This is a genomic window from Streptomyces sp. NBC_00461 (genome assembly GCF_036013935.1).
Lineage (GTDB): Bacteria > Actinomycetota > Actinomycetes > Streptomycetales > Streptomycetaceae > Streptomyces.
The window spans coordinates 3,322,345-3,346,307 of the sequence record NZ_CP107902.1; the positions used below are offsets into that span (position 1 = coordinate 3,322,345).

Consider the following 23,963-nt stretch of genomic DNA (forward strand, 5'->3'; position numbering starts at 1 on the left):
GGCATCCCGGACGACACGCCCGCCGCCCGCGCGGAGCAGCCGTCAGGCCGCCGCCGCGGCGCCCGTTCCCGTACCCGTACCCGTTCCCCCTGGCGTCCGCGGCCTGCTCGCCGTCGTCCGGGACCGGATCACCCTGCGCGCCTTGCGGGCCGCGCGGCGCAGCACCGAGGCGGGCGAGTGTTCCCGGTAGCCCGGGACGGCGCGGGCCTCGCGGGGAGCGGCGAGGTAGACCGAGTCCGGTATGCGCGCCGCGGCGTCACGGAAGAGCGGGTAGGCGAGGTAGACGTGGCGGCCCTTCTTCTCCAGGAGCGCGGCCGCCTGCTTCTTCGCCTTGACGAACTCCACGACGCCGACGAGGAGTTCGGGCCGCTGCTCGGCGACCAGGTGCAGCCTGAGCCGCTCCTCGACCTTAAGGCGGCCGGCCACGCCCTCACCCCAGAACTCCTCCATCAGCGGTTTCGCCAGCTCGAACTTGTGCCGGCGGACCTTCTCGCTGTCCTTGAGGTACCGGGGACCGAACTGCGGGAGCAGCGTGATCAGGAAGGGCCGGATCATGAGCGCGTCGCGCCGCTCCCCCGCGGGGACCAGCCCGGCTATCAGGTTCATCAGGGCACGCGCGGAGTCGAAGCGCAGGGTGTAACTCCCGCTCTTCGTCACGTGCTTGCCGTCGTCCCGGCCGACCAGGTAGTAGCAGGTGTAGTCGGCCAGCACGGAGACGCCGTCCGCCCGCAGATAGGCCTCCATCGTGAACAGCGCGTCCTCGCCGGTCCACAGGGACTCGTCGAAGCGCATGCCGTGCCGCTCCAGGAACTCCCGGCGGAACAGCTTCTGCGCGCTCAGCGTGAACTTGATGTTGGAGGAGAACACGTCCGTACGCTCGAACGTCTTTCCCCACATCGACTGCGGCGGCTTGCGGTTGATGCCCTCGACCCGGCCGAGGACCACGTCGGTGCCGTTGCGGTCGGCCATCGCCACCATCCGCTCCAGCGCCTCCGGGCCCAGCCGGTCGTCGGCGTCGAGGAAGAAGACGTAGCGCCCGGCGGCCTTGCCGAGCCCGACGTTGCGCGGCCCGCTCGGGCCGCCGGAGTTGTCCTGCCGGATCACCGTGACCGGCATGGTCACACGCTCCGCGAACTCCTCCAGGTAGTCCCCCGTCCCATCGGTGGACCCGTCGTCCACCGCGATGACCTCGATGCGCTCCGGGTCGATGGTCTGTGCCTCGACGGACGCGAGGCACTCGACCAGATACGGCATCGCTTCGTACGCCCCGATGATCACACTCACATCAGGCTGCGCGACGGTCACATTTCCCCCTTGGTCACAGTGCATTTCCCCCGAATCCGCATATTCGCAATTTGTTAGACGGGTGGCCACTTGAGGAGGTTGCCTTACCGCTTGGAATTGGTGACACAGGTCACAGGGAGCACACAGGCGGCACAGGCCGCCGAAAGGAACGGGCACCGAAAAGTACGCACAACCGCCGAGAGTTACTCAGGACGCGGTGGGACCAAGCGGTAAGAAACGGTAAAGAGCCCGGCCCCGAGGAGTGATCCTCGGGGCCGGGCTCTTGAGGTGTTTACGTGGGAGCGGAGAACGTCAGCGCGTGTTGGCGCCGTCCGCCTCCCCGGTCGCCGGCACCGGCTGGGCGGGCTGTGCCGGGGACAGCTGGTCCGACAGCTCGTCGGCTCCGGCGGCGCCGGCCGCGGCCCGGGACTCCTGGCCGAGGTTGCGCGTCTGGGCCTTGAGCGCCAGGTCGGCCACCGCCTTGTTGAACTGCTCGATGGACGTGGGCTCGTCCGGGCCGAGCAGGTACTCCTTCAGCTCCTTGCGGTCCTCCGCCAGCGGGTCGGCGGCCGGGGCGCGGACCGCGCCCAGCAACTCGCCCAGTTCCGCGGCGCTGTTGGAGAGGATCACCGCGGCGCGCACGGCGGTGTTCTGCCGCTTGAACTCCTCGACCCCCAGCTCGGCGGAGTCCGTGACCGCGTACGGCTTGCCGCTCGCGATGAAGTCGGAGACCACGGAGGAGATGTCGGAGACCATCGCGTCGGAGACGTTGAAGCAGTCGTACAGGCGCGGCTCGGCACCCTCGATGACGCGGTGCTCGAAGCCGCCGAAGGAACGCCAGTACGCGTCGTTCCACTCGCCGCGCAGCCGGGCGACCTCCGCGTGCTTCTCGACGTCGACCACTCCGTCCCGCGTGGCCTCGGCCTCGTCGCCCTTGTCGCTCGCGGTGCCGGACAGCTCGGCGAGCCGGGCCTCGATACGGGCCAGTTCGCTCTTGGCCCCCGCCTGGGCGGCCGCGTCCACCGCGAAGCGGGAGTCGGCGGCACGCTCGGCGGCGGCCTTCTCGACCAGGGCGATGATGCGCTGGTGCGCGGCGCCCGCCTGCTTGCTGACGGTGCCGGTGAAGGGGTGCGGCTTGTACAGGACACGGACCGGCGGGTCGGCCTTCACCAGCTTCTTCACGATGTTCTCGCCGGCGAGCACGAGCGAGGTGTTGCCCGGGTTGCCGTCCCAGCCCTCCCAGGTGGGCGCGTACAGCACCGTCGGGCAGGATCCGTCAGCGGCGGCGTCGCCGGCGGGCAGTGCGTCGTGCCGGCTCTGGATCGGCGCCAGCTGCGGGCGGCCGACCTCCACGATGTCGTCGTCGCGGACGCCGACATCGGCGATGGCGTAGCGGTCGCGGCCCGCGCGGCCGGCGGTCCACACCTCGTCGTACACCTTGCTGAAGGGGTTCACACTGGCGAGCTTGTCGCTGTCGCCGTGGCCGATGAAGACGTGCTTCATGGTGGGGACGCGCAGCATGTGGATGTTCTTGCCGACGTTCGCCGCGTACAGCGCGACGCGCACCGTCGAGAGCTCCATGTTCATCAGGTGCACACCGCCGGGCACGCAGATGACGGGGGCCGTGGTGGGCGCCAGGTTCGTCAGGATGACCCGCTCGCGCAGGATGACCAGCGGCTTGGAGTCCAGCTGCTCCATGGTCTCCAGCCACATGTTGACCTGGTACGCGGAGTCCTTGGAGCCCGAGAAGTACAGCACCGTCTCCGGCTTGTACTCCCGCAGCCAGTCGTCTACGGCCGCGAGCACCTTCTCCGCGTTCGGCGGGATCTTGGTGCCGCGGACGTACGGCATCAGCGTGAGGACGTAGAGGCAGCCCAGGACCAGGGTGACGCCGATGCCGATGAAACCGGGCACGGCCGAGTCCAGGGCGGCGGAGACGAGCAGGCCCGTGACGGCCGCGAGGTCGAGGTGGAGCATCTTCTCGGCGGAGCGGTTCAGCAGCCGGCGCGGCGGGGCGTCCGGGATGCGGACGCGCGAGGCCAGGTCGACGTTGCGGGTCGCGACCGGCATCCGACGGCGGTTGCGGATCAGCGTGACCAGGGCGCCGTGCGGGGCCTGGAGGCCGTAGAAGGCGATGAAGCAGGCGATCGCGCCGTAGAAGATCAGGCCGTCCGAGAGGGACATCCGGGCCAGCAGCAGGACCAGCAGCAGCTGTCGGATGAGGAAACGGATCGACAGGCCGGCGCGGACCTTGCTGAGCCGGTTGACGAGGTAGCTGCCCTTGCGGTGCAGATAGTGGTCCGCCAGGTACGTCACGGCGGCCGCGGCCGCGAAGGCGTAGACGCTCGGAATGAGCGCGGCCAGCATGAGTGCCGGGAAGCCCAGCATCATGAGTGCCGCCGCGGCAAGCTCGGCCGCGCTGCCCACGCGGGCGACGCGAATAGCGGTGGATATCACTGAGAACCTGCTCTGGGATGGGGAGTGCCGGTTTTGTTCTGGAGTGCGCAGGGTTTAGGTAATTCGTCGGGTGTACGGATCAGGCCTCTGCAAGCACCCGGTCAATGCACTGCATTAACGCCGGAAAGCAGAGGCCTGAATAACGGAAGACTAATTACCGTCGATTATTACACGCCGTCCTGGACGTCCAGAACCGAGGCCAGCGCCTGCTCGAAGCCGGAGGCCTTCGCCGCGCCCGCCGTCGGGTCCTGCTGGCGGACGTCGATGACGTGCCCGGTCAGCTCGGACAGCAGCACGTCGAGCGAGGTGCGGGCCACCGCCTCGGAGGAGAGCAGGGAACCCGTGGGCTCCTGGCCGAAGGCCTTGGTGCGCATGGGCGTCGCGGTGCGCTCCGGGTTGACGCAGTTGACGCGGATGCCGTCGCCGGCCCACTCGTCGGACAGGGCCTGGGTGAGGTTCACCATGGCGGCCTTGGTCGAGGAGTAGAGGCTGTACTCGGCGCGGCCGCGGGTGTAGCTGCTGGAGGTGTACAGCAGCAGCTGGCCCTTGGTCTCCGCCAGGTACTTGTACGCGGAACGGGCGATCTGCACCGGCGCGAGGTAGTTGACCTTCAGCGCTTCCTCGATGGTCGCGTTGTCGGTCTCGGCCAGCTTGCCGATGCGCAGCACGCCCGCGGTGTTGACGACGTAGTCGATCCGGCCGGTCTCCGCGTACGCCTTGGACAGCGCGTCGTCGACCTCCTCCGGGTTCTCCACGTGCGTGCCGGTGGTGGAGCGGCCGAGCGCGTACACCTTGGAGCCGTAGGACTCGGCGAGCTCGGCGATGTCCTTGCCGATGCCGTACGAGCCGCCGAAGATGACGACCGTCTTGCCGGTCAGCAGCTCGCGGTAGGCCTCCTCGCTCATCTGCTCGGGCGTGGCGGTCGAGGCGAGCTGGAACAGCTTGTCGGCGATGAAGACGTCGACCGGCTGCGTGACCTTCATGTTGTACTCGTCACCCGCGACGACGTGGATCGGCACGTCCGGCAGGTACTTCAGTACGACCGAGCAGTCGTCCGTGGCCTGGAAGTTGGGGTCGCTGGCGGCGACCTCGTAGGCGCGCTTGATCGTGGACAGCTTGAAGGCCTGCGGGGTCTGGCCGCGGCGCAGGCGGGAGCGGTCCGGGATCTCGGTGATGAACTCGCCGTCCTCGCCGTGCGTGCGCGTGACGATGATGGTGTCCGCGGACGGGATGGCGACGTCGACGGCCTGGAAGCGCTCCAGGGCGACCACGCAGTCGTCGATGACGCGCTGCGAGAGCAGGGGGCGCACGGCATCGTGGAAGAGGACGTTGAGGTCCTCGCCCTCGGCCAGGCCCTCGCCGAGCGCCTCGATGGCACGCTCGGTGGTCTCGTTCCGCGTCGAGCCGCCCTCGATGATCTTCTTGACCTTCTTGAACCCGGCCTTGGCGACGATCTTCTCGATGTCGGGGACGTAGCCCGGCGCCATCAGCACGATGACGTCGTCGATCGAGTCGGCCTTCTCGAAGGTGGTCAGGGTGTGCTCGACCACTGCCTTGCCGGCGATCTTCAGCAGCTGCTTGGGGATCGAGAGACCCACCCGCTGGCCGGTGCCACCGGCCAGGATCACTGCGGTGGTACGGGGCTTGGCTATGTGCTGGGACACAGAGGACCTACCTTGGGGCGTCAGGGAACCTGGAAATGGTCCCACTTGCGGTTACCGCTGTGCAAGGTGAGCGCCGTTCACTGCATATGTACGGGCCACCTGGCATTCATCTTGCACTGCTGGTGGCCCCGGGAACGCCGCCGGGAGCACCTGTCGAATTGCTGTGAGTAACTGCACAGGTGGTCAGTGCCGCCGCAGCTTCCTCAGGCAGCGGCGGCCGAGAGCACCTTGATGGGTTCCACGAACACGTCAGGTGAACCAGGTGAACCGTGCGTGCCACCGGATCACCGAGGACCCGTACGCCCATACGAGTGATGTGCTCGATCATCTCGGCGCCGATCCCGCACCGATCCCGACGGCGATGCCGACTGGGACCCCTGTGTCCGCCCGCCCGGGGCGCCGAGATCTTCACGTCCCCCGGTGCCGGGCTGCACGCATTCTTCATATGCATGACCGCGCCGTTACGGATGAGCCTGGAATACAGCTCGTCCGACAGCGCATTGCCGCGGAATTCCTTATTAAGATTCCGCAGCATTTCGGTCTCGGTGAGGGAGGGGCGCGAGAAGGCCTGGGACACAGAAGAGTCCCAGGCCCCGTCACGCAGACCTCATGTACCGCCAGACCTCATGTACCGTCCCGGGTCATGGCGTCAGGCGAGTTCGACGCCCGGCCGACCGTTCTCCACCCGCAGTCGCGCATAGGTGCTCGGCGTCGCCTTCGGCTGCAGCACCGTGTCGACCACCCGCACCTGCGCGTCGATCCCGTCACGCCGGATGTCGAAGAGGTGGTAGCCCCGGTGGGCGTCGATCAGCTTCCAGTGCGGGTTGTCCGCCTGCAGCGGGTCCCACTGCGCGTGGAAGGCGGCCTGGTCCTGGTCGCCGTTGCTGGAGATGGACGTACCGACGAACTCGGCGCCGACGACCTCGGAGTCCGGGTCGGCGTAGTCCGTTTTGAGGTCGCTGATCATCGTCAGGTGGCGGTCGCCGCTGAGTACGACGGGGTTGCGGACGTCGGCGAACTCGTCGAGCAGGGCGTTGCGCTCGACCTGGTAGCCGTCCCAGGCGTCGTAGTACCAGAGCTTGCCCTCGCCGATCTGCAGGTCGGTCTCGGCCATCATTATCTGCGAGGCGACGAGGTTCCAGCGGGCCGGCGAGTCCTGCATCCCGTCCAGCAGCCACGCCTTCTGCTCGGCGCCGAGCATCGTGAGTGACGGGTCCTCGGCGGCCGCCTGGCTGGTCACCTGGTCGCTGCGGAACTGGCGGGTGTCGAGGACGTTGAGGCGCGCGAGGCGGCCGAACTCCAGGCGGCGGTACATCTGGATGTGCGGGCCGGTCGGGATGGCGGTCGCGCGGACCGGCATGTGCTCGTAGTACGCCTGGAAGGCCGCCGTCAGCCGCGCCACGAACGCGTCGTGCGGCTGCTTGGCGGGGTCCTGCGGGATCTCGCCGGCCCAGTCGTTGTCGACCTCGTGGTCGTCGAAGGTGACCACCCAGGGGGCGCTGGCGTGCATCGCCGCGAGGTCGGGGTCGGTGCGGTACTGCGCGTACCGGTTGCGGTACTCGACCAGGGTGTACGGCTCCCCCGTGCCCTCGTGCCGGCGCGGCCCCGTCGAGGCAGGCGTGGACTCGTAGATGTAGTCGCCGACGAACAGGACGAAGTCGGGGTCCTGCTGGAGCATGTCGGCGTACGGCGTGAAATAGCCGTGCTGCCAGTTCTGGCAGGATGCGAGCGCGACGCGCAGGGAGCCGCCCCTGCTGTGCGGGTGGGGGGCGGTGCGGGTGCGGCCGGTGGGCGAGAGCTGCCCGCTCACCCGGAAGCGGTACCAGTACGAGCGGTCGGAGCGCAGTCCGCGTACGTCCACGTGAACGCTGTGCCCGTACTCGGGGCGGGCCTGGGCGACGCCCCGGCGCACCGGCTTTCTGAGCCGTGGGTCGTCCGCGATCTCCCACTCCACCGCGACCACGCGGTCGGGCATGCCGCCGCCGTTCAGCGGGTCGGGGGCGAGCCGGGTCCACAGCACGATGCCGTCGGGCAGCGGGTCACCGGAGGCGACGCCGAGGCTGAACACCCCGTCGGGCAGCGTGGCCTCGGCCGCCCGGGCGGTGCCCGGCACCCACAGTTGGGCGGAGGCCGCCGCACCGAGGACGGCGGCACCGGCGGTCAGAAAGCGCCGTCGGTCGGGCGAGATTGTTCCGGTCATCATGAACTCCCTTGCCTCGCAAGCCTCTTGGACACGTGAAAGCTCACGCAGCCGGACGGTCCACCGGCTGAACGCAAGCGTTCGCGTGCATGACAAATGGGCAGACAACAGAAGACCCGTTGCGACACAGGAACAACGGGATGAACGTCACCTGGTCACAACGGGTCTGACGTCACATCAATTGACGCCCACCACATGAGGCTTCAGTACGAGAAGTTCGAGCCGAATTTCGCGTTCGTACCATCCGTGCCGAGCACGGTGTTACCGACGAGACCGGTGCCGTTAGGCGCTTGAGGACGAGCCCAGCTCAGCCCCATCCAGCCCGTCCGGCGCTGGGGGACGAACTCAGCTCGACCCCATCCAGCCCGTCCGGCGCTTGAGGACGAGGCCGCAGGCCGACAGGGGGGCGAGGGGCGCAGCCCCCAAACACGCGCACCCCCACACGAGACCGGCTCAGCCCCATCCAGCCCGTCCGGCGCTTGAGGACGAGGCCGCAGGCCGAAGGGGGGCCTGGGGGCGCAGCCCCCAGTCATCAGCGCCGACGGCTCAGAACGGCTCGAACCCGTCAAACTCCTGGAGGGACTCGTCCCGCTCAGCCTCCCGGTCCCGCCGCCGCTGCGCCGCAGGCCGCGGCGCCTCGAAGCGATGGTCCTCACCACGGCGTCCCAGCATCTCCGCCCCGGACATCATCGACGGTTCCCAGTCGAAGACGACGGCGTTCTCCTCGGGTCCGATGGCGACACCGTCACCCGAACGGGCCCCCGCCTTCATCAACGCCTCTTCCACACCAAGCCGGTTGAGCCGGTCGGCGAGGAATCCGACGGCCTCGTCGTTGCTGAAGTCGGTCTGCCGCACCCAGCGCTCGGGCTTCTCGCCCCGCACCCGGAACACGGGCTCCCCGTCGGCCTCCTCGTGCGTCACGGTGAAGCCCGCGTCGTCGACGGCCTTGGGCCGGATCACGATCCGCGTCGCCTCTTCCTTCGGCTTGGCGGCCCGCGCCTTCGCCACCAGGTCGGCGAGCGCGAACGACAGCTCCTTCAGGCCGAGATGGGCCACCGCCGACACCTCGAAGACCCGGTACCCCCGCGCCTCCAGATCCGGCCGCACCATCTCCGCGAGGTCCTTGCCGTCCGGCACGTCGGTCTTGTTCAGTACGACGATCCGCGGCCGCCGGTCGAGCCCGCCGTACTGCTTCAGCTCCTCCTCGATGATGTCGAGGTCGGAGACGGGGTCCCGCTCGGACTCCAGGGTCGCGGTGTCCAGCACATGCACGAGCACACTGCACCGCTCGACGTGCCGCAGGAACTCCAGGCCAAGGCCCTTGCCCTGGCTGGCGCCCGGGATCAGCCCCGGCACGTCGGCGATGGTGTACACGGTCGAACCCGCGGTCACCACACCCAGGTTCGGCACCAGCGTCGTGAAGGGATAGTCCGCGATCTTCGGCTTCGCCGCGCTCAGCACCGAGATCAGCGAGGACTTGCCCGCGCTCGGGTACCCCACGAGCGCCACGTCGGCGACCGTCTTCAGCTCCAGGCCGATGTCCTGGAGGTCCCCGGGCTCACCGAGCAGCGCGAACCCCGGTGCCTTGCGCCGCGCCGACGCGAGCGCCGCGTTGCCGAGGCCGCCCCGGCCGCCCTGCGCGGCGATGTACGACGTGCCGTGTCCGACCAGGTCGGCGAGTACGTTGCCCGCCTTGTCGAGCACTACGGTGCCGTCCGGCACGGGCAGGACGAGGTCCTGTCCGTCCTTGCCCGAGCGGTTGCCGCCCTCGCCCGGCTTGCCGTTGGTGGCCTTGCGGTGCGGGGAGTGGTGGTAGTCGATGAGCGTGGTGACGGACTGGTCGACGGTGAGGATCACATCGCCGCCGCGCCCGCCGTTGCCGCCGTCGGGTCCGCCGAGCGGCTTGAACTTCTCACGGTGAACGGAGGCACAGCCGTGGCCTCCGTTACCCGCGGCGACGTGCAGCTCGACGCGGTCCACGAAGGTGGTCATCTGGGTGCCTCCAGCACTTCAAAAACGTACGGATATGTCTCTGCTGTAACACGCGAAAGGCGGACCCGCCTTCCCACAGGGGAAGTGAGGTCCGCCTCGCGAAACGTTCGGTCTGTGTCTAAGCCTGAGCTCAGGCGACCGGAACGATGTTCACGACCTTGCGGCCACGGTGGGTACCGAACTCCACCGCACCGGCGTTGAGCGCGAACAGCGTGTCGTCGCCGCCACGGCCGACGCCGGAACCGGGGTGGAAGTGGGTGCCGCGCTGGCGGACGATGATCTCACCCGCGTTGACGACCTGACCGCCGAAGCGCTTCACGCCGAGCCGCTGGGCATTGGAGTCGCGACCGTTCCGGGTGGACGATGCGCCCTTCTTGTGTGCCATCTCTCCTCAGTCCCTTACTTCGCAGCCGCGGGGATCTCAGTGACCTTGATCGCCGTGTACTGCTGGCGGTGGCCCTGACGACGGCGGTAGCCGGTCTTGTTCTTGTAGCGAAGGATGTCGATCTTCACACCCTTGTGGTGGTCCACGACCTCGGCCTGGACCTTGATGCCGGCCAGCACCCACGGGTCGCTGGTGACAGCTTCGCCGTCGACAACGAGCAGGGTCGAGAGCTCGACCGTGTCGCCAACCTTGGCAGTGGAAATCTTGTCAACCTCAACGATGTCGCCGACAGCAACCTTGTGCTGGCGACCACCGCTGCGCACGATGGCGTACACGCGGATCTCACTCTCTCGCTCGGGAACGGCACCCCCGCAGTCCAGCCACCCGGCAGGCGGGCAGCCTCTCCGGAACAGCCGGTGACGAGCACCGAGCACTCTGGAGGAAGAGGTTTACGGGGATGTGACGCGTCTGTACCTGCGGACACGCCGACGGCCAAGGTTACGGGGCCGTGGCCGAAGGGGTCAAACCGGGCCGGGGCCCAGCGGTGTGCGGCCGGTCACGTGGACCGGCCGCACAGCGCACTGCTCAGCTCTCGTCGGCTGCGGCCGAGACCGCGGACTTCTTCGCCGTCGACTTGGCGGCGGCGGTCTTGACGGTCTTGGCCGCCTTCTTCGCCGTCGCCTTCTTGGCGACCGTCTTCTTGGCCGCGGTCTTCTTGACGGCGGCCTTCTTCGCGGTCGCCTTCTTGGCCGTCTTGCGCGCGGCCGTCTTCTTGGCCGGAGCCGTCTCCTCGACGCTCTCCGCCGCGGACGACGCCTCGTCCGCCGCACCCGACGGGACGACCACGACGGCCGTCTCCTCGGACGCGGTGGGCGCGGTCGCCTTACGCACCGCACGGCGCCGCGGACGGGCCGGTGCGGCGCTCTCGGCGGGCGCCTCGGCCGGGGCCTCGGTCGCCACCGGAGCCTCGGCCACGGGCGCCGCGGTCTCGGCGACGGTCACCACGGCGGTCTCGGCCCCCGCGGGCGACCCGGCCGGCGCGGACACCTTGCGGGTGGCGCGACGACGGGTACGGCCCTTGGGCGCGGTCTCCTCCACGGCCTCGGCCGGGGTCTCGACGACCGCGTCCTCGACGGCGGCGGGCTCGGCGAGCGCCGCGACGGCCGGCTCCGGCTGCACCGGACGCTCGACCTCCTGCTCTGCGGTCACGTGCTGAGCGGTCGGTGCCTCGGACTGGACGTCCTCGGCCCGGACCTCCTCACGCCTGCTCTCGTCGCGCCTGTTGTCGTCCCGCCTGGAGTCGTCGCGCCTCGGCGCGCCCGCCGGAGCGGACGCCCGCCGGCTCGTCCGGCGCCGCGAACGGCCACGGCCGACCGCCGCCTCGGCCTCGGCGACGCTGCTGTACAGCTCCTCGTCCGGGGCGTAGGCGGGCGCGGACAGCGCGACCGGCTCGGCCACCTCGGCGGCGACCTCGGCCTCGGTCTCCTCCTCGACGTCCGGGGCATCCACGGCCACCGCGGCCTCGTGCTCGTGCACATGTCCGTCGCCGCCACGGCCGCGCTTCTTGCGCTTGCCGCCGCCACCGGCGGAGGTCGGCTGCTCCATGTGCACGATGACACCGCGGCCGTTGCAGTGGACGCAGGTCTCGGAGAAGGACTCCAGCAAGCCCTGGCCGACCCGCTTGCGGGTCATCTGCACGAGCCCCAGCGAGGTCACCTCGGCGACCTGGTGCTTCGTACGGTCCCGGCCCAGGCACTCCAGCAGACGCCGCAGCACCAGGTCCCGGTTGGACTCCAGGACCATGTCGATGAAGTCGATGACGATGATGCCGCCGAGGTCGCGCAGCCGCAGCTGGCGGACGATCTCCTCGGCCGCCTCCAGGTTGTTCCTGGTGACGGTCTCCTCGAGGTTGCCGCCCTGACCGGTGAACTTGCCGGTGTTGACGTCGACGACGACCATCGCCTCGGTCCGGTCGATCACCAGCGAACCGCCACTGGGCAGCCAGACCTTGCGGTCCAGGGCCTTGGCGAGCTGCTCGTCGATCCGGTACGTGGCGAAGACGTCGACCTCGGAGGTCCACTTCGACAGCCGGTCGGCCAGGTCGGGCGCGACGTGGGCGACGTATCCGTAGATGGTCTCCCACGCCTCTTCGCCGCTGACGACGACCTTGGAGAAGTCCTCGTTGAAGATGTCGCGGACGACGCGGACGGTCATGTCCGGCTCGCCGTACAGCAGCGACGGCGCGTTCGAACTGCCGCCGTTCTTCGACTTCTTCTGGATGTCCTCCCACTGCCCCTGCAGTCGCTCGACATCGCGGCGCAGCTCGTCCTCGCTCGCGCCCTCGGCGGCGGTGCGCACGATGACGCCCGCGTCCTCGGGGACGATCTTCTTGAGGATGGTCTTCAGCCGGGCGCGCTCGGTGTCGGGCAGCTTGCGGCTGATGCCGGTCATCGAGCCCTCGGGCACGTACACGAGGTAGCGGCCGGGGAGCGAGACCTGGCTGGTGAGCCGTGCGCCCTTGTGACCGATCGGGTCCTTGGTGACCTGGACGAGCACGGACTGGCCGGACTTGAGGGCGGACTCGATGCGCCGCGGGCCGTTGGCCATGCCCAGCGCCTCGAAGTTCACCTCACCCGCGTAGAGAACGGCGTTGCGGCCCTTGCCGATGTCGATGAAGGCGGCCTCCATCGACGGCAGCACGTTCTGGACCTTGCCCAGGTACACGTTGCCGACGTACGAGGTCGACTGCTCCTTGTTGACGTAGTGCTCGACGAGCACACCGTCCTCCAGGACGCCGATCTGCGTGCGCTCACCGCTCTGCCGGACGACCATCACACGCTCGACGGCCTCGCGGCGGGCCAGGAACTCGGCCTCGGTGATGATCGGAACCCTGCGGCGGCCCTGCTCGCGGCCTTCGCGGCGGCGCTGCTTCTTGGCCTCCAGACGGGTCGAGCCCTTGATGGACTGCACCTCGTCGGACGGCTCGGAGGGCTTGCGCGGCTCGCGGACCTTGACGACGGTGCGCTCGGGGTCGCCCTCGCCGGGCTCCGAGTCCGCGGAGGAGTCACCGGCCCGACGGCGACGGCGACGGCGCCTACGGCTGCTGGAGCTAGAGCCACCACCGTCGGCGTCGTCCTCCTCGTCGTCCTCGGCGCTGTCCTCGGCGTCCTGCGCGGCGGCCTCGTCGGACTCCTCCGACTCGTCCTCGCCCGCGGAGTCGGCCAGCTCGCCCCGACGGCGGCGACGGCCGCCCCGGCGACGGCGACGGCGGGACCCGGTCTCCTCGGACTCGTCGCCGTCGGCGGCGTCCTCGGCCGACTCGGCGGCCTCGTCGGACTCCTCCGACTCGTCCTCGGCGGCGGTCTCGACGGCCTGCGTCTCGGTCTCCTCGGCGAACGAGGCACCCCGGCGCCGGCGGCGGCGCCGCGATCCGGCCTGCTCCTCGGGGAGCTCCTCCGGCTCGACGGCCTCGACCTCGACCTCGGCTTCGGCGGCAGCCGCGGCGGCGGCCCGCTGCGGCGTCTGGAACTGCGGCTCGGTGAACACGGGCGCCTGGAACACGGCGACGGCGGGCCGCGACGGCCGCCGCGGCTCCTCGCTCTCGCCCTTGTCCTCGGTACGTGCGGCCTGCGCGGGCGCGGCGAAGCCGGTCGCGGCCTTGCGCGTGGCCCGCCGACGCGTACGCCGCGGGGCGGCGTCCTCGTCGCTCTGCTCGGCGGCAGGGGCGGGAGCGGTCACCGGCTCCTCGACGGCGGGAGCCTGCGCCTCTTCGACGGCGGCCTCGGTGGTCGCGGCCGTCTCCTCGGCGGGCGCGGTCACGCGCCGCGTGGCGCGACGCCGGCCACGGCGCGGAGCCGCATCCTCGCCGGCGGACTCGACAGCGGGAGCCTCGGCCTCGGCGGGCGTCTCGGCCTCCGCGGCAGGCGTCGCCTCGTCGGCCAGGGGCGCACCGGCGGGTGCGGACGCACGACGCGTGGCACGCCGACGGCTACGGCGCGGAGCCGCGTCCTCGTCGGCGGACTCGACAGCGGGAGCATCGGCATCGGCCGGTGCCTCGGCGACGGCCGCGCTCTCCGCGACGTCGGCCGGAGCGGCAACGGGCACCACGGTCTCGGCCACCTCGGCGGCCGCGGGCGCACCGGCAGGCGCGGCCGCACGACGGGTCGCACGACGACGCGTACGCCCAGCGGGCGCGGCCTCCTCGACAACCGCAGGCACCTCGGCCGCCTCAGCGCCCTCGTCGGTCTTTTCTGCTTCTTCGGCCTCTTCGAGATCAGCCGCGACCGTGGTCTCGGCGGCCTCGTCCTCGTCGGCCTTGAGGTCGCCGTCGGCCGGTATGGCCGGCGCGACGATCTCCTCCGGGGTCTCGGAGGCGGCCGGGGCGGGGGGACCCGCCGGGCGGGAAGCGGCACGGCGCCGACGACGCGGCGGCAATGTGTCGCTGGGAGTGTTCGGTTCGGAACCCTCAGTGGGTTCGGTCGGTTCGAGCATGCGGGCATTTCTCCCGTCAGGCTCCCGGGCGCCGCACCTGGTCCGGCTTGATTGCCGGTGACGTCCGCGGCTCGCGCGATGCGCGGTGCCGCCGTCCGGGGCGCGGGCGCCGCACGGGAGCTCTCTGTGTCCTGTCTCGCCGGTTCCGTACACCGAATGTGCACGGCCTGGCGAAAGTCTTCTGGTCAGTTCGCTGCCCGACCCAGGTGGCTCCCGAGTACAAGGGCGGCGCTTCGACGTCCGTCCTTCGCGGGACCTTCCTTACGCCGGCGCCTTCGCGGCGGCAGCGGGATCGGCCATGGGTGCGGCCGTCGCTGCCTCGCGGTCGGGCGCGAGCGGGTCGGTCACCGTGCCGGTCTCTTCATCGAACAGCCCCTGCGCCAGCCTGGTCACCGCTGCGGGGACCGGCGGCGCCAGGTCGGCCACGGCGCGGAGACCGGACAGGACGTCGTCGGGTCGTACGGCAGGCGTCACGTGCCGAACAACCAGCCGCAGTATCGCACAGGGCTGGTCGGTCGGCCCAGCAAGGTGCACGGCGTCAGCTTCTCCATCGGAGCCGACGCTTGTGGGTGAGGGTCCACGATGCGTTTCGAGCTGTACGACCGCGGCGCGGGCGTCAAAGGTCCGTACGCCGTTCTTGGCGGTGCGCTGGACCTCGACCGCGTCCGCGGCGTTGAAGGCCGAAACGGCCCTCTCGGCCTGCACCGGATCCACGCCGTCCAGCCGCAACTCCCACACGGAAGCGGTGAGCCGGTCGGCGAGCCCGGAGGTCCGGGCCTCGACAGCGTCGACGATGTCGAGCCCGGCGGGCAGCGACTCGTCGAGCAGGAGCCTCAACTTCTCCGGATCCCGCGCCTCGGTGAGGGCGATCTCCAGATACTCCGCCTCACTGCCCGTGCCGGTGGGTGCGGCATTGGCGTACGACACCTTCGGATGCGGTGTGAACCCCGCCGAGTACGCCATCGGCACCTCGGCACGGCGCAGCGCACGCTCGAAGGCGCGCTGGAAGTCACGGTGGCTGGTGAACCGGAGGCGGCCGCGCTTGGTGTAGCGCAGTCGGATGCGCTGCACCGCGGGTGCGGGCGGCGGGCCTTCGGGCTGTCGCTTGCCCAGTGTCGTTCAGTCCTTCGTGAGAGCGGTCGTACTGCTATCAAGAGTACGTGCCTCAAGGCCCAGAGGTTCCCGCCCGTCCACAGCCTCGGCCCGCTCCGGCTCTCCGAAGAGCATCCGGCGGAAGTCGGCCCGCGCCTGGCGTGCGGACTCCCGTGCGGAGGCCAGCGCCAGCCGGATGGCCCGCCCCACACTGCGCGCGGCCTCGGCGGCCGGCCGCAGCACGGCGTCCCGTACGGCATGCCCGACGGGAGTGAGGACGGCCCGGTGGAACCAGCGCACGGGCTCCACGAGGATCCACCGGAAGAGGGTGCCGAGGGCCCGCCCCACGGCGAGCGAGATCCGCCCGGCAACTCGCCAGGCATGCCCGAGCGCCTCTCCCACCTCGCGGCCGACGACGGCGAGGAAGCGCCAGACGGGCACGAGCACCCAGCGCCATAGGGCGAGCGCGGGCAACACGAACAGCACCCGCAGGATCCAGTAGAGGGCGACCCCGAGCCCGGTGGCGAGCAGGACCACGCCCCGCACGAGCCCCTTCGCGCACCACGCGACCGCCCGCCCGACCGGCGCGAGCACCCACGTGTACAGCCACACCGCTGGGACGACGACGAGATACCGCACCAACCAGGCGAGAGCGGCATACGCACCCGCCCCGAGCAGGGCGAGCACCGCACCGATCCCCCTGAGCGCCCACATCACGGCATGGCCGACCGGCGCCAGCACGCGCGCGTACAGCCACCCGGCGGGGACGACGACGAGATACCGCACCAGCCAGGCGAGAGCGGTGTACATCCCGGTCATGAGCAGGCCGAGCACCGAGCCGATCCCTCGCGCCAGCCACACGAGGGCGTGGCCGAGGGGAGTCAGAACATGGCGGTGGAGCCATCCGAGCGGGACGACGACGAGGACGTTCCCGAGCCAGGCCAGCGCCCGGCCGAGGGGCACGACGACGTACCGCCACAGTCCGATGAACGGCCACACGAACACGGCTCGCGCGACCCACCCCAGCGCCCGTCCGACCGGCCGCAGCACGGTGTCCTTCAGGAACCGCCCGGCAACGACGAGCGCGTCCCACACCATCCGCACCGGCACGACCAGTACGAGTACGACGATCCGCACGGGAAGCCGGATCGCCACGACGAGACACCCCTCGGGCGTCTGTCCCTCGGGCGTCTGTCCCTCGGGCGACTGCCGCGCGGGCCGCTGATGCGCGGACTGGTGTTGCGCGAGCTGCTGTTGCGCCGGCTCCGCGGGCGGCTTGTGCAGATCCATACCCACGTAGACGCCGGAACCTCCCCTCCGGATCCCGCGTCAGTCACAAAGAGCTTGGTCCGCCAGCAGCAGGGTGTGCCAGTACCGGTAGTAGCGGACGCCCTCCGAGTGGCCGGTGAACTCGCAGTACTCGACGGCGGCCGCGACGGCGTCCGTCACCGGCAGGTAGGCGGCACAGGGCACGTCGGCGTCCGCGGACCGCGACGTCAGCTCGCGGATGGCGTCGTGCGCCGCGGCGATCACGTCGCCGTCCAGGTCAGGGAGGTGCTTGCTCAGCGCCCGGTAGTAGTTCAGGTGCTCTTGGAGTGCCGTCCTGAGGAGACTGCTCGACTCTGCCATGGGTCCTCCTAAGGGGGAGTCGCACCGTGAGAGAAACCGTGTGATGCCTGAGGTTTCAGGTTACGGCGCGTCCACCGTCCTCACGGGCTCAGCAGCCGCTGCACCAACGGAAGCACGTCCTCAAGATCCGCGGCCGCCAATTCCCCGAACGCGCCGGCGCTGCGTCCCATCACCACCCCGATGAACGCGGCCGCCGCCACCTCCGCCCGCAACTGCGGATTGTCCAGCCCCTGAGCCGCGAAGGTCTCCTTCAGGGGAGTGACGATCCGCACGTGGAGTTCGTCGTGCGTGGCGGTCTCGACCGCCGGATCACGAGGGCGCTGGACCGCGGCCTGGAAGATCGGCCCGGGACCGCGCTGCCCGATGCGCTCCAGCAACATCCGCACCTGCTCGGTGTCGAACAGGTCCAACTCCAGACTGTCGCCCGCCTCGGCGCGCAGGACGGCGATGAGGAGCTGAGCCTTGCCCCCGAAGTACCGGGCGATCAGGGCCTGGTCGAGTCCCGCGCGTTCACCGATGTCCCGCACGGTGGTGCGCTCGAACCCACGCTCGGCCACCAACTCCCCCGCGGCCTGCACCAACAGCTCCTTGCTGCGCGCAGAGTCCCTCCGGCGCACGGGTTTCTCCGCGCTCATCGACAAACGTCCCTCCGTCTCAGCCTCTTACGACGACGTGTACGCCCCGCTTCTGCCGGCGACTCTGCCACGTCCGGCCGGCCACGCCGTAGCCGCGCGATGGGGCGGACGTGAGTCGTATCACGCCGACGGGCCCCCGCCCGGGTGCGGCCCAGTAGTAAAGTCGCGATGTCAGCACTTGCTGACTTACGGGTGGCAGGACGCCCGCCGCCTCCCCCGGGAGTCGCGATTCACCAGGAGATGCGCTCGTGCAGCAAGAGGTCTTCAACCCCGATACGGGCTCTGGTACGAACTCTGGTCCCGGTATCAGCTCTGGTACGGGCCCCGGTACGAGGCCGAGCCCGAGCTGGAGTCGGCCCCGGCATCGCGGGGGTAAAGCGACCGATGCGGCGCCCGCCCGGCGCGGCCTGACCGGCCCGAAGGCGGTGCTGGCTCCGGTCGTCACCGTGCTCACCATCGGCCTCGTGTTCATCGCCGTCTTTCTCGCCGCGTTCCACACGCCGAAGGCCCACCGGCTCCCGGTCGCGGTGGCCGCCTCGGACCGGGCGGCGGCACTCTTCGACGTACGGCTGCAGCGCGCGGCGCCCGACGCGTTCCAGGTCGATCGCTACCGGGACGCGGACGCCGCCAGGTCGGCGGTCGAGCACCGCACCGCGTACGCGGCCTACGTGGACACCGCCGGCTCACCCCGCCTTCTGTACGCGGGCGCCAACGGCCCGGCCGTCCAGGCGATGGTCACCCCGCTCGGCAACGCCGCGACGCCCGACGGCAGCAAGATCAGGGTGCAGGACATCCTCCCGCTGTCGAAGGGGGACAGCCGCGGCCTGTCCGTCTTCTACGCCTCCTTCGGCCTCGTCCTGGCCGGATTCCTGTTCGGTCAGATGACGTACCAGATGGCGCCGAGACTCTCCTTCGCACAGCGCATGCTCAGCCTCGCGATCTTCGCGGTCGCGGGAGGCACGGCCACGGCCGTCATAGCGGGCGGGATATTCGACGCCATCCCGGGATCCTTCATCGCCCTCGCCGGCATCCTGACGCTCGCGGCAGGGGCGGTGGCCGCGGGAACCGCCCTGCTCATACGGATCTTCGGTTCGCTCGGCATCCCACTGGGCTCGATCTTCATGCTGGTCATGGGCAACGCATCGAGCGGCGGGGTCCTGCCCCCGTCGTTCCTGCCGGGCTGGCTGCAGCCACTGGCCTCGGTGATGCCGGCCGGCGTCGGCGTGCGGGCCATCGACGGGCTCGCCTACTTCCACCACGACGGAGTGGGGGACGGCGTGATCATCCTCTCCGTCTGGGTGCTGTTCTGCACAGCAGCGATCTTCAGCCTCGACCGCATCGCCGCATCAACGGGCATCCTCCACGTCGCCCACCGCGGGAGTCCGTCGGCGGCGAGCGCGTGAACACCGGCCCCTCGCCGTACTCGCCGTACTCGCCGTAACTACAGAGCCACGGAACCTACGCAGCCGCAGAGTCACGAAGCCACGGAGCTACAGGAGTTCGCTCACCAGCCCACGAATCCGCTGCTCGATCCCGTCCCGGATCGGGCGGACCGCGTCAACGCCCTGCCCAGCGGGGTCGTCGAGCTGCCAGTCGACGTACCGCTTGCCCGGGAAGACGGGGCAGGTGTCGCCGCATCCCATGGTGATCACGACGTCCGACGCCTGCACGGTGTCCACGGTGAGCGCCTTCGGCGTCTCGTCGGAAATATCGATGCCCACCTCCTTCATCGCCTCCACCACGGCCGGGTTGACGGTGTCGGCAGGGGCAGAACCGGCCGATCGCACCTCGATCCGGTCCCCCGCGAGGCGAGCGAGAAAGGCCGCAGCCATCTGGGAGCGCCCCGCGTTGTGGACGCAGACGAACAGCACGGACGGGCGATCACCGAGAGCAGTCATGACGTGTCTTCCTGGGAGAAAAGGGGGCCGGAGAGAGCCGGAGAGAGGGGAGAGCGGATCAGGGAGTGGCAGGGGCTACGGATTCGACTGCGCCCTGCGGGACGGAAATCTCGGGAACCTCGGGAACTTCGGCTTCAGCGGGCGCGGGGCGACCGAACACCGCCGCCACCAGGCCCAAGCCGAGGACGGCACCGATCAGTTGGGCGACGACGAACGGGGCGACGGAAGCCGGCGCGATACCGGCGAACGTGTCCGTGAAAGCCCGGCCGATGGTCACCGCCGGGTTGGCGAAGGCCGTGGACGAGGTGAACCAGTACGCGGCACCGATGTAGGACGCCACCCCCACCGGGGCCAGGTGGTCACGCCCCACGCGATTCAGGCCGAAGACCAGCAGGACGAGGCCGGCCGTGGCGACCGTCTCGCCGAGCCACAGGTGACCGGCGGAGCGGTCGTGCGTGGACCACTTCACCAGCGGTTCTGCGAACATCGCGTCGGCCAGGATCGCCCCGCCGACAGCCCCGACGACCTGCGCGGGGACGTACGCCACCACTTCCCGTCCGGTCGGCCCGTCTCCGCTCGCGCGACCGGAGACACAGGCCACGATGGTCACGACCGGATTGAAGTGGGCCCCGGAGACCGGCCCGAGGAGCACGATCAGCACCCCCAGCCCGAAGACCGTGGCAAGCGAGTTGGCGACCAGCTGCACGCCCACGTCGCGCGACAGCTCGGCCGCCTGAATCCCCGAGCCGACCACCACGGTCACCAACGCGGCTGTCCCGACGCCCTCGGCCAGCGCGCGCCGCGCAAGTGAGGCACTCACACGGTCACCGCAGTAGGCTCGGCAGGCTCGGCAGTGGTCAAGAACGCGGCCAACCGCTCCAGCACCCCTGGCAGCACCCAGTAGTAGACCCAGGTCCCACGCCGCTCGCAGTCGATGAGTCCCGCCTGCCGGAGCAGCTTGAGGTGGTGCGAGATCGTCGGCTGAGACAGGTCGAAGGCGGGCGTCAGCTCACACACGCACACTTCGCCACCCTCCCCGCGCGAGGCGATCATCGACATCAGCCGCAGCCGCACCGGATCGCCCAGGGCCTTGAAGATCTTCGCCAGGTCCGCGGCCTGGCCCTCGTCCAGCGGAGCGGACGCAAGACCCTGGCAGCAGCCGGCATCCGTGTCCTGTCCGAGGATCTTCAGCTCTTGTTTCGACATTCCTCTATGTTGACGTTTTTCAATCCAAGGCGCAAGGTTGCATCAACGAACGTCAATACAAGCCGTTCCGGGGCAAGATCCTGCCCCCCGTTACCGGGAGTGAGTCATGTCTGATCAGTCCACCGATCAGTCCACCGAACTGCGCGAAACCGTCCGCCGGCGCTACGCCGCCGCAGCCGTGAAGGTCACCGAAGGCGCCACCGCCTGTTGCGGACCCGAGCCCGTCGAGGTCGACGAGAACTTCGGCTCCACCCTCTACGCCGCCGACGAACGCGACGCCCTGCCCATCGAGGCCCTCGCCGCCTCCCTCGGCTGCGGCAACCCCACCGCCGTAGCCGAACTCCAGGAAGGCGAACGCGTCCTCGACCTCGGTTCCGGCGGCGGCATCGACGTCCTGCTCTCCGCCCGCCGAGTCGGCCCCACCGGCAAGGCCTACGGCCTCGACATGACCGACGAGATGCTCGAACTCGCCCTCAGCAACGCCGCCAAGGCCAAGGCGCCCAACGTCGAGTTCCTCAAGGGCACCATCGAGTCCATCCCCCTGCCCGCGAACACCATCGACGTCGTGATCTCCAACTGCGTGATCAACCTGTCCACCGACAAGCCCGCCGTCTTCGCAGAGACCTTCCGCGTCCTCAAGCCCGGCGGCCGCATCGGCGTCTTCGACATCGTCGCCGACGACGCCCTGGCCCCCGAACAGCGCGCCGAGCGCGGCGACTACGTCGGTTGCATCGCGGGCGCCCTGTCCTTCACGGAGTACCGCGAGGGCCTCGACGCAGCGGGCTTCACCGACATCGAGATCACGCCCACGCAACCCGTCGCCGACGGCATGCACTCGGCCATCGTGCGCGCACTCAAGCCCGTATCCGCCGCCGCGCGGACGTCCACGAACGCCGAAGCCGCCGAGACCGCTGCCGAGTCCGCCGCCGAATGCTGCGGCGTCACCTCATGCTGCACACCGGCCGAGCAGTCCGCCGACCCGGCCCTCACCGTGACCGAGGCCAAGTCGACATCCGGCTGCGCATGCCAGAGCTGAGCAGATGACCCCGCCTTTCCGACCTCCGCTCAGGTCTCAGAGCAGGCTCTCGTCCCGCACGACCCAGCCCTGACCCAGCTCGCGACGCAGCACCTCCAATGCGGTGAGCGCCTGTTGCTTGAACTGTCGGAGTTCGTCGTCCGACCACGGTGACGGATCCGGCGGGTACTCCCAGTTGATCGAAGACTGGTACCGCCGGCTCAGCCCGGCCAACTCGTCCCGTGTCTCCGAACTGATCGGGAGGAGCGCCAGATCAACGGGGTAGCCGTACGGGCTGCCCATGTCCTCCGGCCACAGCGGGGTGTCCACGCCGGCCTCGAAGAAGAACCGCAGATGGTGGATCATGCCGCACCTTCTCGCGACTGTGGTCCCCGGCGAGGGCCAAAAGTCATGATGCGCCGCGTCGTTGGCACCGAAACCTCTCCTTTCCCGTACAACCCTTCAGTCTCACCGGAGGTCTCTCTGAGCCCATACGTATGTCCTGGAGAGGAATCCATGTCCCGGCCCCACCACAAGCGCTCCCGGCGTCCCGTCGTCCTGGGCGCCACCGCCGTCGCGGCAGCCCTGGCCGGCGGCCTGCTCATCACCCTGCCCGGCGGGGCGAGTGCCGCCGCATCCGGCCTCGCCGACGACTTCAACGGTGACGGCTACCGCGATCTGGCGATCGGCGCCCCGGGTGCCGTGGCGAACGGGAAGGCGAAGGCGGGCGCCGTGGTCGTCAACTACGGTTCGTCGAGCGGTATCAGCGCAGCCCGCCGCAAGACCACATCGCAGAGTTCCTCCGGTGTGCCGGGCGACTCGGAGACCTCCGACCGCTTCGGCACCGAACTCGCGCACGGAGACCTCAACAGAGACGGCTACGGCGATCTCGTCGTGGGCACACCGCTGGAGGACGTCGGCAGCGATGCCGACGGTGGTTCGGTCACGATCCTGTGGGGCAGCTCGTCCGGACTGTCGGGCGGCACGACGATCAGCGACCCGAACGCGTCGGGCCACGACCGGTTCGGCCAGGCCCTCGCGGTCGGCGACTTCACCGGTGACGGGAAGGCCGATCTGGCGGTCGGTTCCACCGGTAAGGACGTGTGGATCTTCAAGGGCGGCTTCACCACCTCGGGTGGCGCGGCCGGGAAGCTGCGCTTCGACGCGCAGATCGAGTCCGGCTCGTATCCCAAGGGCGCCGTCCAGCTGGCCGGCGGGGACTTCGACAACGACGGCACGGACGACGTGGTGGTGGGCTCCTCCGCGGGCAACTTCGTCTACCGGGGCTCCTCGACCGGGCCCACGCTGCAGACCGAGGCGGGCCCCGGGTACGCGGGCGCGCTCACCGTGGCCGACTTCGACCGGGACGGACACGACGACCTGGTCGTCGGCTCCGACTTCGCCGACGTCATGGACCAGACGGCGAAGGGCGGCTACGCCACCGTGTTCTACGGCGGTACGGCGGGCGTCGACACCACGCGCAGCGCCGTCTTCAGCCAGGACACAGCGGGTGTGCCGGGAGCGGACGAGTCCGACGACTCCTTCGGAGGCGCACTCGCAGCGGGCGACGTCAACGGTGACGGCTACCCGGACCTCGCCGTCGGCGCGAACTTCGAGACCATCGGCTCGGCCACCCACGCAGGCAGCGTCTGGGTGCTGCGCGGCGGCGCCTCCGGCCTGACGGGGACCGGCGCGCAGTCCTTCAACCAGGACACCTCGGGTGTACCGGGCGCCAACGAGTCGTCGGACATGTTCGGCGACGCCGTCCACCTCGCCGACCACAACAAGGACGGCCGCGCCGATCTGTCGGTGGGCGCGGCCGGCGAGAACAGCGACGACGGCGCCGTGTGGGTCCTGCGGGGCTCCACCGGAGGCGTCACAGCCACCGGCGCGGTGAGCTTCGGTGCGTCGTCCGTGGGCATCGGGAACTCGGGGGCCGACCCCATGTTCGGGGAGGCCATGTCGGGCTCCTGAGCACGTGGACAGACAGCGGGAAGGGGCGGCACCGGACGATT

Annotated in this window: 18 protein-coding genes and 1 pseudogene; 3 read left to right on the top strand and 16 right to left on the bottom strand. The window is 70.0% G+C overall.

Going from position 1 to position 23,963, the window contains the following annotated elements; translation table 11 throughout:
* Nucleotides 1–42: 42 nt before the first annotated feature.
* From OG870_RS15635 to OG870_RS15690, 12 genes are all read right to left on the bottom strand, one after another.
* Nucleotides 43–1,305 (bottom strand): glycosyltransferase family 2 protein, encoded by a 1,263-nt coding sequence (locus tag OG870_RS15635; RefSeq protein WP_327690996.1) that lies wholly within the window; start codon nucleotides 1,303–1,305, stop codon nucleotides 43–45.
* Between the two features lie 291 nt (nucleotides 1,306–1,596).
* A complete protein-coding gene (locus OG870_RS15640; RefSeq protein ID WP_327690997.1) occupies nucleotides 1,597–3,741 on the bottom strand; it encodes a hypothetical protein in 2,145 nt (714 codons plus the stop codon).
* 167 nt (nucleotides 3,742–3,908) lie between these two features.
* Nucleotides 3,909–5,405 (bottom strand): bifunctional cytidylyltransferase/SDR family oxidoreductase, encoded by a 1,497-nt coding sequence (locus tag OG870_RS15645; RefSeq protein WP_266514233.1) that lies wholly within the window; start codon nucleotides 5,403–5,405, stop codon nucleotides 3,909–3,911.
* Nucleotides 5,406–6,054: 649 nt separating this feature from the next.
* Nucleotides 6,055–7,605 carry an alkaline phosphatase D family protein gene (locus OG870_RS15650; protein ID WP_266520258.1) on the bottom strand — a complete coding sequence of 517 codons (1,551 nt, stop codon included), beginning with the start codon at nucleotides 7,603–7,605 and terminating at the stop codon, nucleotides 6,055–6,057.
* Between the two features lie 546 nt (nucleotides 7,606–8,151).
* On the bottom strand, nucleotides 8,152–9,597 hold the full coding sequence (obgE, locus tag OG870_RS15655; protein WP_327690998.1) for a GTPase ObgE: 1,446 nt from the start codon (nucleotides 9,595–9,597) through the stop codon (nucleotides 8,152–8,154).
* Between the two features lie 130 nt (nucleotides 9,598–9,727).
* The gene (rpmA, locus tag OG870_RS15660) at nucleotides 9,728–9,982 is read right to left on the bottom strand and encodes a 50S ribosomal protein L27 (protein ID WP_266514238.1); all 255 of its coding nucleotides are present in this window, start codon (nucleotides 9,980–9,982) and stop codon (nucleotides 9,728–9,730) included.
* Between the two features lie 14 nt (nucleotides 9,983–9,996).
* The gene (rplU, locus tag OG870_RS15665) at nucleotides 9,997–10,317 is read right to left on the bottom strand and encodes a 50S ribosomal protein L21 (RefSeq protein ID WP_030601628.1); all 321 of its coding nucleotides are present in this window, start codon (nucleotides 10,315–10,317) and stop codon (nucleotides 9,997–9,999) included.
* Between the two features lie 250 nt (nucleotides 10,318–10,567).
* Complete coding sequence (locus OG870_RS15670; RefSeq protein ID WP_266584686.1) at nucleotides 10,568–14,473, bottom strand: Rne/Rng family ribonuclease; 3,906 nt, start codon at nucleotides 14,471–14,473, stop codon at nucleotides 10,568–10,570.
* 261 nt (nucleotides 14,474–14,734) lie between these two features.
* Complete coding sequence (locus tag OG870_RS15675) at nucleotides 14,735–15,544, bottom strand: TIGR03936 family radical SAM-associated protein (RefSeq protein ID WP_266584684.1); 810 nt, start codon at nucleotides 15,542–15,544, stop codon at nucleotides 14,735–14,737.
* 48 nt (nucleotides 15,545–15,592) lie between these two features.
* The gene (locus tag OG870_RS15680) at nucleotides 15,593–16,855 is read right to left on the bottom strand and encodes a hypothetical protein (RefSeq protein WP_327690999.1); all 1,263 of its coding nucleotides are present in this window, start codon (nucleotides 16,853–16,855) and stop codon (nucleotides 15,593–15,595) included.
* A 39-nt stretch (nucleotides 16,856–16,894) separates the two neighbouring features.
* Nucleotides 16,895–17,194, bottom strand: coding sequence for a hypothetical protein (locus tag OG870_RS15685; protein ID WP_266514245.1), 300 nt, complete (start codon nucleotides 17,192–17,194; stop codon nucleotides 16,895–16,897).
* A gap of 80 nt (nucleotides 17,195–17,274) precedes the next feature.
* Entirely contained in the window at nucleotides 17,275–17,829 is a 555-nt protein-coding gene (locus OG870_RS15690; RefSeq protein ID WP_266584682.1) for a TetR/AcrR family transcriptional regulator, read from the bottom strand.
* A 446-nt stretch (nucleotides 17,830–18,275) separates the two neighbouring features.
* Here OG870_RS15690 and OG870_RS15695 point away from each other — a divergent pair, with 446 nt between their 5' ends.
* Complete coding sequence (locus OG870_RS15695) at nucleotides 18,276–19,232, top strand: ABC transporter permease (protein ID WP_266840451.1); 957 nt, start codon at nucleotides 18,276–18,278, stop codon at nucleotides 19,230–19,232.
* An 87-nt stretch (nucleotides 19,233–19,319) separates the two neighbouring features.
* On the opposite strand, the gene OG870_RS15700 is transcribed toward OG870_RS15695, so the two are convergent.
* From OG870_RS15700 to OG870_RS15710, 3 genes are read right to left on the bottom strand one after another with little or no spacing between them, the layout of a single operon-like run.
* On the bottom strand, nucleotides 19,320–19,727 hold the full coding sequence (locus tag OG870_RS15700; protein ID WP_266584678.1) for an arsenate reductase ArsC: 408 nt from the start codon (nucleotides 19,725–19,727) through the stop codon (nucleotides 19,320–19,322).
* A gap of 58 nt (nucleotides 19,728–19,785) precedes the next feature.
* Nucleotides 19,786–20,547: an aquaporin gene (locus OG870_RS15705; RefSeq protein WP_266584677.1), complete on the bottom strand. Its 762-nt coding sequence runs from the start codon at nucleotides 20,545–20,547 to the stop codon at nucleotides 19,786–19,788.
* On the bottom strand, nucleotides 20,544–20,933 hold the full coding sequence (locus OG870_RS15710) for an ArsR/SmtB family transcription factor (RefSeq protein WP_266584675.1): 390 nt from the start codon (nucleotides 20,931–20,933) through the stop codon (nucleotides 20,544–20,546). The genes OG870_RS15705 and OG870_RS15710 overlap by 4 nt, the downstream gene beginning before the upstream one ends.
* Nucleotides 20,934–21,039: 106 nt before the next feature.
* Here OG870_RS15710 and arsM point away from each other — a divergent pair.
* Nucleotides 21,040–21,807, top strand: a pseudogene (gene arsM, locus OG870_RS15715) (arsenite methyltransferase); the annotation flags it as partial.
* Between the two features lie 198 nt (nucleotides 21,808–22,005).
* Here the strand turns inward: arsM and OG870_RS15720 are convergent.
* A complete protein-coding gene (locus tag OG870_RS15720; protein ID WP_266514266.1) occupies nucleotides 22,006–22,314 on the bottom strand; it encodes a hypothetical protein in 309 nt (102 codons plus the stop codon).
* Between the two features lie 150 nt (nucleotides 22,315–22,464).
* Between OG870_RS15720 and OG870_RS15725 the strand changes: the two genes are divergently transcribed.
* The gene (locus tag OG870_RS15725; RefSeq protein ID WP_266584667.1) at nucleotides 22,465–23,922 is read left to right on the top strand and encodes an FG-GAP-like repeat-containing protein; all 1,458 of its coding nucleotides are present in this window, start codon (nucleotides 22,465–22,467) and stop codon (nucleotides 23,920–23,922) included.
* Nucleotides 23,923–23,963: the final 41 nt, after the last annotated feature.